This is a genomic window from Klebsiella oxytoca NBRC 105695 (assembly GCF_001598695.1).
GTDB classification, from domain to species: Bacteria; Pseudomonadota; Gammaproteobacteria; order Enterobacterales; family Enterobacteriaceae; genus Klebsiella; species Klebsiella oxytoca.
The window spans coordinates 35,274-48,896 of record NZ_BCZK01000009.1 but is presented as its reverse complement, the minus strand read 5'-3'; the positions used below and the strand labels follow the sequence as shown (position 1 = coordinate 48,896).

Genomic DNA, 13,623 nt, shown 5'->3' with positions numbered 1-13,623 from the left:
AATTGATATTTACCAGATCTCAATCTGCTCCTTTAGCATGAGTTTACTTCCCTGGAGGAAGCAAAAACAAAAACAGTTAAAGGATTGTCTAAATGAAAAGAAAAGTACTGGCCCTCGTTATCCCGGCATTATTAGCTGCTGGCGCTGCACACTCCGCTGAGATTTATAATAAAGACGGAAATAAACTAGACCTCTATGGCAAGGTGGACGGTCTGCATTATTTCTCTGACGATGCATCAAAAGATGGCGATCAGTCATACGTCCGTCTTGGCTTCAAAGGCGAAACTCAGATTAACGATCAGCTGACCGGCTACGGTCAGTGGGAATATAACGTCCAGGCGAACAACACCGAAGGCGCGGACAACCAGTCCTGGACCCGTCTGGCGTTCGCAGGCCTCAAGTTCGCTGATTACGGTTCATTCGATTATGGCCGTAACTACGGCGTGCTGTACGACGTAGAAGGCTGGACCGATATGCTGCCAGAATTCGGCGGCGACTCTTATACCCAGGCGGATAACTTTATGACCGGCCGCGCCAACGGCGTAGCAACCTACCGCAATACCGACTTCTTCGGTCTGGTTAATGGCCTGAACTTTGCCCTGCAGTACCAGGGTAAAAACGAAAATGCCGGCAGCGGAGAAGGCACCAACAATGGCGATCGCAGCGTACGTAACGCTAACGGCGATGGTTTTGGTCTATCCACTTCTTATGATTTCGGTATGGGTATCAGCGCCGCTGCCGCCTACACCTCCTCTGACCGTACCAACGATCAGATGACCCAGACCACCGCGCAGGGCGATAAAGCGGAAGCCTGGACCACCGGCCTGAAATATGACGCCAATAACATCTATCTGGCGACCATGTATTCCGAAACCCGCAATATGACGCCTTACGGCAACGGTAACGGCGTAGCCAACAAAACTCAGAACTTTGAAGTGACTGCTCAGTATCAGTTCGACTTCGGCCTGCGCCCGGCGGTCTCTTTCCTGATGTCTAAAGGCAAAGATCTGACCAATACCGATGGCGACAAAGATCTGGTGAAATATGCTGACATTGGCGCGACTTATTACTTCAACCGCAATATGTCTACCTATGTCGATTACAAAATCAACCTGCTTGACGAAGACGACAGCTTCTATTCCAACAACGGCATCTCTACCGATGACGTGGTTGCTTTAGGCCTGGTTTACCAGTTCTAATCTATGGGCCCGCTGGCAACGGCGGGCTCTCTTCCCTTGCCTCTGAAGCTGCATTCAAAGCAAAACAATATATCAATTGCTTTAAAATAATCGTCCGATGAATGATATATTACTGACAGGAACTGCCGTAGCCGTAGAGGACGCCTGCCATGCACCATCATTGCGTAAAATCATCCCGCATTCACTCCATCGCCTATGATGAATCCTCTGGCATTCTTGAAATCCGTTTCCGCGATAACCAAACGCTACAGTATCTCGGCGTCCCGCCACGCATTTTTCGCGATTTTCTCCAGGTTGTTTCTAAGGGCCGTTTTTACGACGGTGTGATTAAAGGCAAATTTACCGAACGCCGCCGCGCCTGATAGCGAAAGTGTGATTGGGTTCAATATACAATATTCGTCCGGATGGCCTACACTTTAAGTGGTTACTTAAACAGGAGGTTATATGAACAGAATGATTCTTGTGCCCATCGATATTTCCGATACAGAATTAACTGACCGTGTTATCAAGCACGTTGAGGCTGAAGCCAGAATCGATGATGCCGAGGTGCATTTCCTGACCGTCATTCCCTCCCTTCCCTATTACGCTTCGCTGGGAATGGCCTATACTGCAGAGCTGCCGGCGATGGACGACCTCAAAGCCGAATCGGAGTCGCGGCTGAAAGAGATTGTGAAAAAATTTACTATTCCGGAAGACCGTGTCCATTTACACGTTTCCGAGGGTTCGCCGAAAGATAAAATTCTCGCTATGGCGAAATCCCTTCCCGCCGATCTGGTGATCATTTCTTCGCACCGTCCCGATATCACCACCTATCTGCTGGGTTCTAACGCCGCCGCCGTTGTCCGCCATGCGGAATGCTCGGTACTGGTCGTACGATAAACCTATCCTGCCCGCCGCCGTGCGGGCTTTTTCCGCAATCTGAAACTTGGATCGTACCCGAAGTGTCGCAGATAAGGCGATCATTCATCTGGTACTTTAAAAATTTGTACGTTGTGTCTTTTTCATTTTGCTGTATAAAACCCTTGCCCGAATGTGGGGATGTTTTAGAAAATTATAGGGATGAAATGAAAAAGTTAATTATGGTAGTTTTCGCCGCGGCCGCTATTTCTGGTTGCGCCCAGCAGAGCTTCTCGGTAAATCCTGGCGTCACCGTTCAACCTCAGCAGGTGACCACTCACCACTTCTTTGTCAGCGGCATTGGCCAGTCGAAACAGATTGATGCGGCTAAAGTCTGCGGCGGCGCGGATAAAGTGGTTCGTACTGAAGTGCAGCAGACTTTTGTCAACGGCCTGCTGGGTTTTGTGACCCTGGGTATTTATACTCCGCGTGAAGCGCGCGTGTCTTGCGCTAAATAATTACCGGCACATGAGGATAAGTTCCTCCTGCTTCCGGTTTTAAGCGATCCTTGAGCGATTAGCGCTTGTTGCGATATCCTTTTAAGCATTCGGGGATGTCGCGGCGAAAAATGTAGTGTCTCCCGGACAGGGAGACACTACACACTTATGATTGCACACCGTGGGATTAGCGAGTTTTTCTTGCTATATCCGCGGGAGGTGATGATTTAGAATCGATATTGTAGACCGGCTGTAATGGTATAGTTTTTATTTGCAATGCCAGCCGCATCTCCTCCTATAGAAGCTGATTCACCGCTATAGGTATCAATAATTTGAGTGCCTCCTTTGCCCTCTTCATATTTGCTGTAGGTGAATTCAGCAAAAACTTTGGCATGAGGCGTGATGTAATATCCGGCATCAACCGTTGTACCGTAATAACGCGAATTAGTTGATTTCTCGCGGAAAGTCAGCTCACGCATATAGTGTTCGTCATTATCATGAGCTCTGACCCAATCACTGAACTTAAACAAGGCATTAAATTCAAAGTCGTTGATACGATACTGACCCGCCAGACCAATGTAGGGCATGGAGAATCGCTGGCTGTACCCAATACCTCGCTCGCCGGTTGGAAAATTGCCAGTCGTCGCACCGTTATCATAATTGTAAGAACCACCGGTAGCTGTCCAGCTGAAACGTGTTTCCTGATAACCCGCAATGACGCCTGCTTTATAATTTTCGTCCTGAAAAATCCATCCTTGTACGCTGAGATCGTATTCATTGGCATAATTGACATTAGTGCTGGGATGCGATGAATGATCTGTCCAACCGGACTGGTTATCGTTCATCCAGTCGTAGTCATCCATATGTCCTGAGCCTGAAGCCATTGACGTCCAGCCTCTGGCGGTCAGCGTCAAAAAGGAGTAGGCATCCCATGAGATATCGCCTTTCACAATGGCGACATTCTTTATTTTCCAGTCAAGTTGACTGACTTTTCGCCCTGTATCCGCGTCATAAACTCTCTCCTGTGATTTTCCACTCAGCATCCCTGCAGACGTTGATACAGTAAAACTTTCTGCAGAAAAGTTTGGGCTTAGCTGTATTGATTCGGCATAAGTTGTTCCTGAAAGGGCCGCTATCATCATTACTGCAACGGTACTTTTTTTCATTTTTTTATTCCCATAACCAAAGTTAATCCATGAGTTGCAGTGAAAGTTTAAATCTCATAAAAATATTAGGCAACTGTCAATTTTTGTAATGTTATTATTCCTAAGCAAGACAAAAGGAATGGGGATATGATAAGCACTTCGTTTTGCAAGGAAAAATCACATTGTACAGGGATATACTCAGATTATTATTAGGAATAAATCTTACCCCAGTGAAGTTGCAGAGAATCAGCATGGGCTGGGTTATTATTCTCAATATGCACACCTGTTAAGTACTTAAAAAAATATCTTCGCGGTATAATTATCAGGAGGCAAATGATTATATCGCGATCCGGGTGGCTTAGGGTAAAGGCTGAACAATAAGTGTGAAAGCAAAAAATCTATATTACCTTGCGCCTGGCTGAGCCCGTCCATTCACCGTGTCACGGGGAGGGAAGAAATCTTACACCGTTTCTCTTCAGTGGTTGCAGAAGCCAGCTGGAGCAAGCTGTACCTATGATTACCTGGTACCTGCTTTAAAAGTGAGACACATTGCCAACGCTAACTGATTATCGCAAAGAGTAAGTTCTCGCCTCTTCTACCTGATACCGTCCATCACCAGGCGTATGGGCGTGTTGAGCCTGAAAACGACGTTTTTTTCTTCATGCCAGGTGCATGGAGACCAAAACTCACGACACTAATCGTCAGCAGATGGAAAGCTGCCGTAAAACGCGCTGGTATTCGTCGTCGGAATCCGTACCATACGCGACATACTTTTGCCTGCCGGCTGCGGTAAGCCGGAGCTAACCCATTGCTAACCAGATGGGGCATGAAAACGTAAAAATGGTGTTCAACGTCGACAATACAGGGATGGAAGAAATCAACGGCGATAGGCTTTAAATGCCTGACGCCAGACTTGCACCGTAATGTTAACTTTGCCCCTTACATGCCTTTTGTTTCAGAGAACGTTTATAATGCTTGATAATCAGCAAGTTACAAAGAAAGAAAAATACAATATCGACAAATTGCAGAAGCGCTTGCGCCGTAACGTCGGCGAGGCTATCGCTGATTTTAATATGATTGAAGAAGGTGACCGCATCATGGTTTGCCTCTCCGGCGGTAAAGACAGCTACACCATGCTGGAAATTTTGCGCAATCTGCAAAAAAGCGCGCCGATATCCTTCTCACTGGTGGCGGTGAACCTCGACCAAAAACAGCCGGGCTTCCCGGAACATATCCTGCCGGAATACCTTGAGCAGTTGGGCGTTGAATATAAGATTGTTGAAGAAAATACCTACGGCATCGTTAAAGAAAAAATTCCGGAAGGCAAAACCACCTGCTCTCTCTGTTCGCGCCTGCGCCGCGGCATTCTTTACCGCACCGCGACTGAGCTGGGCGCCACCAAAATCGCCCTTGGCCACCACCGCGACGACATCCTGCAGACTCTGTTTCTGAATATGTTCTATGGCGGTAAGATGAAAGGGATGCCGCCGAAGCTGATGAGCGACGACGGTAAACATATCGTTATTCGCCCGCTGGCCTACTGCCGGGAAAAAGATATTGAACGTTTCTCTCAGGTGAAAGGTTTCCCGATTATTCCGTGCAACCTGTGCGGTTCGCAGCCGAACCTACAGCGTCAGGTGATTGCCGATATGCTGCGCGATTGGGACAAACGCTATCCCGGACGCATCGAAACCATGTTTAGCGCGATGCAGAACGTGGTGCCTTCTCATCTCAGCGACGTTAATCTGTTCGACTTCAAAGGCATTCATCACGGCTCTGCGGTCGTTGACGGCGGCGACCTGGCGTTCGATCGCGAAGAGCTCCCGACGCAGCCGGCCGGCTGGCAACCGGAAGAAGATGATGCGCAGCTGGACGCTCTGCGTCTGAACGTGGTGGAAGTGAAATAATCCTCCTGCGTCTCAGGCAATCGCCTGAGACGCCGCTGCCGGGTCTATTTCAGCAAACGTACCCGGCAGGCCTTGCCTTTAATTTTGCCGTTTTGAAGCTGCCTGAATGCCTTATGCGCTACGCTCTGACGCAGGGCAACGTAGACATGTGCCGGATGAACGGCGATCTTTCCGATGTCAGCACCATCAAGACCGATATCACCGGTCAACGCTCCCAGCACATCGCCCGGACGCATTTTAGCCTTTTTACCGCCGTCAATGCACAGCGTGGCCATCTCTGCCTGCAGCGGCGTAATCGAGCTATTCATCGGCCCGTCCATCCAGTTGAGCTTCATTTGCAGCATTTCGGCAAGAATGTTCGCACGCTGCGCCTCTTCCGGCGCGCAGAGGCTAATCGCCAGACCGCTTTCACCGGCGCGAGCGGTACGGCCAATGCGATGCACGTGTACCTCCGGGTCCCAGGCCAGCTCATAGTTCACCACCAGTTCGAGCGATTTTATATCCAGGCCGCGGGCAGCGACATCGGTCGCCACCAGCACGCGCGCGCTCCCGTTGGCAAAACGCACCAGCGTCTGGTCGCGGTCGCGCTGTTCAAGATCGCCATGCAGCGATAGCGCGCTCTGCCCGGCGGCGTTGAGCGAATCGCAAACGGCCTGGCAATCCTTTTTGGTGTTACAGAACACCACGCAGGAGGCGGGCTGATGCTGGCTTAGTAGCTTTTGCAGCAGCGCGATTTTACCCTTTTGCGAAGTTTCAAAAAACTGCTGTTCGATAGCCGGTAGCGCATCAACGGCATCAATTTCAATAGTCTGCGGATTATTCTGCACGCGGCCGCTGATTGCCGCTATTGCTTCCGGCCAGGTGGCGGAAAACAGCAGCGTCTGGCGCGACGCCGGCGCAAAGCGGATCACGTCATCAATGGCATCGCTAAAACCCATATCCAACATGCGATCCGCTTCGTCCATCACCAGCGTTTGCAGAGCGTCCAGCGACACGGTGCCCTTCTGCAGGTGATCGAGCAAGCGTCCCGGCGTGGCGACGATAATATGCGGCGCGTGCTGCAGCGAGTCGCGCTGAGCGCCAAAGGGCTGGCCGCCGCAGAGGGTTAATATTTTGATATTCGCCAGGAAACGCGCCAGGCGACGCAGTTCACCGGCCACCTGATCCGCCAGCTCGCGGGTCGGACACAACACCAGAGACTGGGTCTGGAACAGCGAGGCGTCAACGTGCTGGAGTAGCCCGAGGCCGAATGCCGCCGTTTTACCGCTGCCGGTTTTTGCCTGCACGCGGACATCTTTGCCCGCAAGAATCGCGGGTAAAGCCGCTGCCTGAACCGGGGTCATCGAAAGATACCCCAGTTCATTCAGGTTAGTGAGCTGGGCGGCGGGCAAAACATTCAGAGTTGAAAAAGCGGTCACAATAATTTCTCGCATTACATTGAGGGGCGGACAATCTGCTGGCGCGTATCCTCGCAGATCTCCGCACCCGATGCGACAATTTAATCGGCTCATCGTCAGGCGGCGGATCGGGCAACGGGCGCGGACGTGGCTTGGGATCGTGGACCGGCACAGGATCGTTGGGTTCCGGCGGTATGGGTATTGAGTTCAGCGGTTGATAACGCATATTGACTCCCGGTGATGGACGGGTACACCAATTAAGCGTAGAAGCTGGGAAACAGAGCGCAAAAAAAAGCCGACTCATTAAAGTCGGCGTCGTACGAATCAATTGTGCTATGCAGTAATTCAAAAAAGGAAGTAAGACAATATGGAGCGCAACGCCCATCGCTTGACGTTGCATTCACCTGCGAGAGAGATATTGCCCTGAATGGGTAGATGGTTTATTGATTTCGCTCAAACATTGCCGGGTTTTCATCATCGCCATCGCGACAAAAGACGATTCTTTACAACCATTTACTACGATGCAACCACCATGTAACACCCCCAATGAGAACGACTAACATTATGCAGAAAATAGAAAAACCCATATGCCAGCTATTGCCGGGAATGCCGCCGAGGTTAACCCCGAACAGCCCGGTTAAAAAGGTACTGGGCAGAAAAACCATCGCCATGAGCGACATCGTGTAGGTTCTTCGCGATAACGACTCCTGCATAATCTGCGCGATCTCATCGCTCATAATCGCCGTTCTGGCGATGCAGCTATCAATTTCATCCAGACCGCGGCCAAGACGCTCAGCAATATCCTGCATCCGCCGCCGATGGTCATCGCTCATCCACGGCAGCCGCTCGCTGGCCAGCCTTGCATAGACATCACGCTGCGGCGCCATATAACGGCGCATGACGATAAGCTGTTTACGCAACAGCGCCAGAAAGCCGCGCGGCGGCACCTGCTGATCGAGTAAATCATCTTCCAGATCGATAATCCGGTCATGGAGCTGCTCAATAAATTCGCTGGCGTGATCGGTCAGCGCATCGCAGACTTCCACCAGCCAGCCGCCGCCGTCAACCGGCCCGTTGCCCTCACGCAAATCGCCGAGCACATCGTCCAGCGCCAGCACTTTGCGCTGCCGGGTAGAAACAATTAACCGCTCGTCCATATAGAGACGCATCGCAACCAATTGGTCCGGGCGCTCATCGGTGCTGCCGTTAATACAGCGCAGCGTAATTAATGCCCCATCGCCAATCCTCGTCACTCTGGGACGAGTGCTCTCCCCACCCAGCGCATCGCGTACGTTATTAGGCAGCAGCGGCGTCGATGCCAGCCATTCCGCGCTATCTACATGGGTATAATTGAGATGCAGCCAACAAGGATGCTCTTTATCAATGGTATCGCTGTCGACCAGCGGCTTTACGCCGCCCTGCCCGTCGAACACCCATGCAAAAACGGCATCCGGCACGTTCAGTTCCGATCCTTTTATGGCGTCCACTGGACCTCCGTTAACTCATGCACATTTTCGTAGTCTAGCCTTACGCGACGGTTACGCAAGAGTTAATAAGCCCATCCTGCTGAATTCACTGGCGAAAAGTGGGGACGCAAAAACGAAGAACCCGCCGGCGGCGGGTCGTGGATAAACTTTGCGATACAGCGGCTAACCTGCGCGATCCTCCGTCGCCAGAACGTATGCCGGCGGCAAGACAGGTTAACGGGAGTCGTTCATTTTTTCTCTTCGGCGTATTGACGCGCGTTATCATGCAAATGGGTACACATGCTTTTATCCTCCATTGTTACAAGCAGAATAAACATAGATGAGAAATAGCTTTTTGCAAGTTAGTCATTATGGCCCGCTGAGCTTCTGCGCAAATAATTTAACAGCAGCACGAGGTCGACATCATGGCGTAACTTGAATTTTGACATGATGATGCGCTTATGGGAGAAAACCGTTTTTTCGCTCAGCGCCAGCTTGCCGGCAATCTCTCTGACCGAAAGCCCCGCCAGTAGTGCTGCGGCCACTTTTTCCTGCTGTCTTGAGAGCTTGCGATGACGACAATCATGACAGCGAATATCGGATTGATTCATCGAGGGAGTCGCCTCCTGCATCCGGGCCCGCTTAATTTGCGCAATTATCCGGTAAATTTTCTCATCCTGCTGAATAAATATCATCTCCTTCAGGCATGAGGGCAAGATCCCTCCGCGCCAGCGGAACTGCTTACCTACCAGGCCAATAAGGATGCCTCCCCGGCGATGCTGTAACTCGGGATGACAAATGTACTCCTCCCCGCGGCATAAACTCAGCACCATAATATCGGTTGCGGTATCTTTCCCCTTATATATTTTATTCACTGCCGACGAGCTAAACATAGCCGCAGGGAATAAACTCTCCAGCAGAGCGTTAAAACCTAATTTAAAAAAATTATTATCATTTTTATAAATGACATTCAGCATGGTCACGATAGCCCCTGGATACCCGGTGATAGTATATCAAGCATCAGCCAGACGATAGTCGCCAGCGAAATTACGGCGATCGCCGATTTACAAAATAGCGTACAGAAAAGCATGGTACTTCCTTTTATTGCCAGGTAAAGGTCACGGTGACAACTGCATTAATCGTACCGGGCGTAACACCACCTCGCGGGCTGAATGCCCGCGCGCGCAGGCGGTAGCGATATTGATTATTCACAATCGTCCCGCTTACCGTTTTATCCTTACCTAAAGGCTGCCCTTCTGCCGTTTGTAGCTGTATGGCAATATTGCCTGCGCTACCGCTATTCTGATAAAGATCGTCCGGGCCAGCGTTATCAGCATTACCGGAAAACTGCATCGTGGCCGTTGTCGTTCCCGCGGGACAGCGTTCAATATTAAAATCAAAGGGTACCCACTCTGTCGCGGAGCCAGGCGTATAGAGAGAAGACGCCCGGATACCCTGCGAATCGGTCAAGGAAATTGTTCTTGCAACACTATCGCTGCTGATCTGGCAGGGGGCGGCAACTATTTTACCCTTGATATTCAACGAAACCACATCGCCGGCCAGTAGCGGAGCGGAAAACAATACCAGAACCAGACATAAATCATGTAATTTGGCGATCATTGCCTCTCCTATTGATAAGTCATATCCAGAGTTGCGGTCGCGTTAGCTTCGCCGGCTTTAACCACCGGCTTGGTCTGATAATAACGAGCCGTAATCGGCAAACTTTCCAGGCCGCCCGAGGATTGCTTTAGCATCAGGCGATTATTCAGCTGCACTGGCGCATTGTTATAAAGCAGCTGAACGCCAACGCCATCCGCAACGGTCTCGCTGCCCTGGCCGGTTAACGCCAGCACGCTGCGGTCGCCGCTGGCGTCCGGATTCTGCGTCCCCTGGAGTTGTATATGGATATTTGCTCCGGCGTTGCAATTAAGTCCTAAATTCTGCGTGTCCGTGTGCGGAGGCGAAAAACCCGCAGCAGACCCAAACTCGGCCGCGCTTACGCTGCCGAGATCAAAACTCAATACCTGGCTCGAAATAGAGCAGCTAAGCACATTTACCTGTGAACTGGCGTCCAGGGAGATTTTGGTAAAATAATTGCCAGGAGAACCAAACCACGCCTGAGCAATTAACCCTGGCATTAATTGTCCGGAGATGATATTTCCGGTTTTCACCAGCGACACCGTATAATATCCCAGGTAAAAAATGTAGTTTGCGGTTACCGGAGGTAAGTTAAAATCTCCGGGCATGCCATTTACTTTGATCCCTACCCCTTCAAGGTTGGTTTGATAAACGCCGCTGACTGGCGATTCAATACCCGACAAATACACCATGGAATAATTTCCGGGGCAAGACTCTCCATTATCCGAAGTAATGGCAGCTTGCGCGTAGCCCGGGGAGACGGTAGAAGCGATAGTCGCCCCTACCGGGATATCGCGTTGAACATTCACCGTACCAAAACCAACGGTATTGATCTGCGCCAGTAATACTTCACAGGTCACCGCGGAACAGCAGCCAGCGGTTAAACTCAACATTAAAATAATGAGAGATATAAACTTTCTCATAGAAGTACTCTTGTGTTTGAAAAAATAACGCTTAGCGACAGGTAAACTGCGCCATGCTAATTCCGCTAATGCTATTATCTGCAGCCAGAGAATAATCCACCTGGCAGCGCTGCGAATTTTTCTGGCCCCAGGCAACGTCTAAGGTTCCCTGCGGCGGCATGCCGGTTAAATAGACCTGACCTGCCTCATCGACGATAGCGCTGCGCCCTTCATTACCCATCAGATTAACCAGCGCGCCAAATGGCACCGGCTGTTGATTATTCTGTTTTAGCGTTAACAGCGCCCGCAAACCCACATTAGCAATATAATCGGCGCGGACCACCGCTCCCCGCGTCGGAATAACCGTTTTATTGGTAATCGCCAAATCGACATTCTCCGGTAGGGTTGTCGTATTCAGGCCAATATCGTTTTTACGATAGGGAGACACATTATTCGTTACGGTATAGCCGCGAAAATCGGTCTTCGCGCCATTCTGATTATTAATGTCGACGCCGGAGGCGCCAGGAGCTTTTACCAGCACATTCGTTTCACCCAACGGTTGCGAGAACGTGATGCCGTCGGCATGCGCCAGAACCCCGCCCGCCAGGCCATAGCTCAGCCGCTCGCTATTTCTGTCATAACTGTAGCCGCTCGTCAGTTCACCATAGGTGCCTCGATAATCTGCATTCGCGCTGCCGCTGTATCCGTCGCCTCCGGAACCATACCCCTGCTGAACGCTCCAGTTCAGCGAATTGCCTTCCAGGGCAATGCCGTTTATTCCGACGGAATGGGTCGCACCGCCGCTCTTGCTGCTATTCAGGGCATAATTTGCCCAGGTATTGCTGGCCAGACGCGGCAACGGAACGCTGATATTCAGTGAAATAAGCTGTTCGGCGCTCCCTGTACTGCGGTTTTGTCCACCCGATGCTCCGCCATTTTGACTTCGCGTCCAGTTAATGCCGTAGCTAATCCCTTGCCAGGCGTTGTTATAACCGGCGCTCAGCGATGAGGCTGAGCGACTGGCATGCCAGTAATCTTCACGGATCGCACTCATCATTAATGACCCTGCGCGCTCACCCAGCCCCTGACTCAGCGTCATCTCCATTCTGTTGCGCCGATGTTGGTTCACCGTGCCGGGATTCCCCCACGAGTCCAGCGTTTCCTGCATAGCGTAGTAACCGCCGGTTGAGTAGCGATATCCCGCAATAGCGAAATTGGTGCCGGTGGCGAGCATATTTTTGCTGTAGCGTATGCGCCACGATTGTCCGGCCTGTTTCTTCTCCCCCTGAGGATGCGACCATGCCTGCGTCACATCGCTGGAGAGCGCGCCGATATCGCCGAGGTTTCTTCCTAAGCCGCCGGCAATTGACTGATATTTGGCTGATTCCTGAAAGCCGCCATATAGCGTGAACCCACCGCCTGCCCCTAAAATACCCGTCATCTGGCCGAAGGGAGTTTTATCGACGCGGCGGTCCCAGGAGCGGTACTGGCCGGCCGTTAGGGCATATTTTAATCGTCCTTCGCGTTGCAGAATCGGTAACGAAGCATAGGGAACAATAAAATTTTGCTCGCTGCCATCGGCTTCTTTAATGATCACGTTCAGATCCCCGGAACCGCCGGTGGGATACATATCATTAATTTCAAATGCGCCGGGAGCTACGTAGTCCTGGTATATAACATAACCATTCTGGCGAATAACGATCTGCGCATGCGATCTTGCTATCCCGCGAACCACCGGGGCATAGCCGCGCATCGACTCCGGCAGCATGTCATCATCAGACGCAAGCTGGCCGCCGCGAAAAGGCATACTATCGAAAATATCCGCTGGCGCCGTACTGTCGCCCAGCGTCAGCTGAGCTTTTAACGCAATAATATTGCGCTGCGCGTAGCTGTAAATCGTCTCCCACTTCTCTTCCCCCTGGCTATCACGATTCCAGGTGGAGTAGTGACGCAGCCGCCACGGTCCCAAATTTATGCCCGGACGCAGGTTGGCATATTGACTGCTGCTCTTTTCGTCCTGATGGCGCCCCCAATCGTTGGCTCCGCTAAGCATATAGTTCAGCATGACAGCGTTAATACCTTCGTCCCAACGTTCCGGGGGGACATAACCTCGTGCTACCGGTGAAAGCGCAGCTTGCGGAATACTTAATCGCAATTTTTGCGTGCTAAACAGAAATTCGGACGTTGCCTGCGGGATAGCGGAGAGATCCGCACATTTCCCGGTGCCGGATAAGGCGGCAAATTGCGCCGTTTTCACCCCATAGCTCTGTAGCAGGTCCACCGTCAGGCAAGGTTTTAGTTCTGGCACTCCGCCCTGGCGCTCAACGGCATAAAAGACGATATCCCGCGCATCAACCACCTTGTCATTTATAATCACATCGACATGATAAGTACCCGGTGCCTGAGCGCCGTTTTCAAAAGCTGAAAGGTCGGCCCCTTTCATTTCGGGGTTATCAATTTCAAGCAGCGCCGGGTTAAAAAAATCACGGCCCTGCGCGTCATTTCCCATAACGGAGAATAACAGCGTGACGCCAACCACCAGGTATGCTGGATAATGCTCCGGCTTTCGCTTTTGTGCTTTCATAAGCATTCACTCCATTACGATAGTTTTTATTGTTATTCTGTCGCTATCGCC

12 protein-coding genes and 1 pseudogene are annotated in these 13,623 nt (G+C 51.1%); 5 read left to right on the top strand and 8 right to left on the bottom strand.

Annotation, left to right across the window (positions count from 1 at the left end; translation table 11 throughout):
* Window positions 1–92 precede the first annotated feature (92 nt).
* From ompC to KO1_RS16360, 4 genes are all read left to right on the top strand, one after another.
* Window positions 93–1,199, top strand: coding sequence for a porin OmpC (gene ompC / locus KO1_RS16375; protein ID WP_004101605.1), 1,107 nt, complete (start codon window positions 93–95; stop codon window positions 1,197–1,199).
* Between the two features lie 149 nt (window positions 1,200–1,348).
* Window positions 1,349–1,561, top strand: coding sequence for a KTSC domain-containing protein (locus KO1_RS16370; RefSeq protein ID WP_004112591.1), 213 nt, complete (start codon window positions 1,349–1,351; stop codon window positions 1,559–1,561).
* An 82-nt stretch (window positions 1,562–1,643) separates the two neighbouring features.
* On the top strand, window positions 1,644–2,078 hold the full coding sequence (gene uspF / locus KO1_RS16365) for a universal stress protein UspF (RefSeq protein WP_004101601.1): 435 nt from the start codon (window positions 1,644–1,646) through the stop codon (window positions 2,076–2,078).
* A gap of 185 nt (window positions 2,079–2,263) precedes the next feature.
* The gene (locus KO1_RS16360) at window positions 2,264–2,554 is read left to right on the top strand and encodes a Bor family protein (RefSeq protein WP_017146008.1); all 291 of its coding nucleotides are present in this window, start codon (window positions 2,264–2,266) and stop codon (window positions 2,552–2,554) included.
* Between the two features lie 206 nt (window positions 2,555–2,760).
* Here the strand turns inward: KO1_RS16360 and KO1_RS16355 are convergent, their stop codons facing one another.
* On the bottom strand, window positions 2,761–3,699 hold the full coding sequence (locus KO1_RS16355) for an omptin family outer membrane protease (protein ID WP_023320857.1): 939 nt from the start codon (window positions 3,697–3,699) through the stop codon (window positions 2,761–2,763).
* A 950-nt stretch (window positions 3,700–4,649) separates the two neighbouring features.
* Between KO1_RS16355 and ttcA the strand changes: the two genes are divergently transcribed.
* The gene (gene ttcA, locus KO1_RS16350) at window positions 4,650–5,585 is read left to right on the top strand and encodes a tRNA 2-thiocytidine(32) synthetase TtcA (RefSeq protein WP_024274080.1); all 936 of its coding nucleotides are present in this window, start codon (window positions 4,650–4,652) and stop codon (window positions 5,583–5,585) included.
* 44 nt (window positions 5,586–5,629) lie between these two features.
* On the opposite strand, the gene dbpA is transcribed toward ttcA, so the two are convergent.
* The 7 genes and pseudogenes from dbpA to KO1_RS16320 form a co-directional block, all read right to left on the bottom strand.
* On the bottom strand, window positions 5,630–7,003 hold the full coding sequence (gene dbpA / locus KO1_RS16345) for an ATP-dependent RNA helicase DbpA (protein WP_023320856.1): 1,374 nt from the start codon (window positions 7,001–7,003) through the stop codon (window positions 5,630–5,632).
* A gap of 40 nt (window positions 7,004–7,043) precedes the next feature.
* Window positions 7,044–7,208, bottom strand: a pseudogene (ynaL, locus tag KO1_RS28865) (proline-rich small protein YnaL); the annotation flags it as partial.
* A gap of 277 nt (window positions 7,209–7,485) precedes the next feature.
* Window positions 7,486–8,469, bottom strand: a complete 984-nt coding sequence (gene zntB / locus KO1_RS16340) for a zinc transporter ZntB (RefSeq protein WP_016807751.1) — start codon at window positions 8,467–8,469, stop codon at window positions 7,486–7,488.
* Window positions 8,470–8,810: 341 nt separating this feature from the next.
* Window positions 8,811–9,425: a response regulator transcription factor gene (locus KO1_RS16335; protein WP_004112587.1), complete on the bottom strand. Its 615-nt coding sequence runs from the start codon at window positions 9,423–9,425 to the stop codon at window positions 8,811–8,813.
* 124 nt (window positions 9,426–9,549) lie between these two features.
* The gene (locus tag KO1_RS16330; RefSeq protein WP_004112585.1) at window positions 9,550–10,068 is read right to left on the bottom strand and encodes a fimbrial protein; all 519 of its coding nucleotides are present in this window, start codon (window positions 10,066–10,068) and stop codon (window positions 9,550–9,552) included.
* Between the two features lie 8 nt (window positions 10,069–10,076).
* The gene (locus tag KO1_RS16325; protein WP_224227121.1) at window positions 10,077–11,144 is read right to left on the bottom strand and encodes a fimbrial protein; all 1,068 of its coding nucleotides are present in this window, start codon (window positions 11,142–11,144) and stop codon (window positions 10,077–10,079) included.
* Window positions 11,041–13,572, bottom strand: a complete 2,532-nt coding sequence (locus tag KO1_RS16320; protein WP_023329610.1) for a fimbria/pilus outer membrane usher protein — start codon at window positions 13,570–13,572, stop codon at window positions 11,041–11,043. Before KO1_RS16320 ends, KO1_RS16325 begins: the two co-directional genes overlap by 104 nt.
* Between the last annotated feature and the right edge of the window lie 51 nt (window positions 13,573–13,623).

What these genes read in the sequence shown, in the direction of transcription:
- ompC (WP_004101605.1), top strand. Translation starts at nt 93, where the DNA reads ATGAAAAGAAAAGTACTGGCCCTCGTTATCCCGGCATTATTAGCTGCT.
- KO1_RS16370 (WP_004112591.1), top strand. Translation starts at nt 1,349, where the DNA reads ATGCACCATCATTGCGTAAAATCATCCCGCATTCACTCCATCGCCTAT.
- uspF (WP_004101601.1), top strand. Translation starts at nt 1,644, where the DNA reads ATGAACAGAATGATTCTTGTGCCCATCGATATTTCCGATACAGAATTA.
- KO1_RS16360 (WP_017146008.1), top strand. Translation starts at nt 2,264, where the DNA reads ATGAAAAAGTTAATTATGGTAGTTTTCGCCGCGGCCGCTATTTCTGGT.
- KO1_RS16355 (WP_023320857.1), bottom strand. Translation starts at nt 3,699, where the DNA reads ATGAAAAAAAGTACCGTTGCAGTAATGATGATAGCGGCCCTTTCAGGA.
- ttcA (WP_024274080.1), top strand. Translation starts at nt 4,650, where the DNA reads ATGCTTGATAATCAGCAAGTTACAAAGAAAGAAAAATACAATATCGAC.
- KO1_RS16335 (WP_004112587.1), bottom strand. Translation starts at nt 9,425, where the DNA reads ATGCTGAATGTCATTTATAAAAATGATAATAATTTTTTTAAATTAGGT.
- KO1_RS16330 (WP_004112585.1), bottom strand. Translation starts at nt 10,068, where the DNA reads ATGATCGCCAAATTACATGATTTATGTCTGGTTCTGGTATTGTTTTCC.
- KO1_RS16320 (WP_023329610.1), bottom strand. Translation starts at nt 13,572, where the DNA reads ATGAAAGCACAAAAGCGAAAGCCGGAGCATTATCCAGCATACCTGGTG.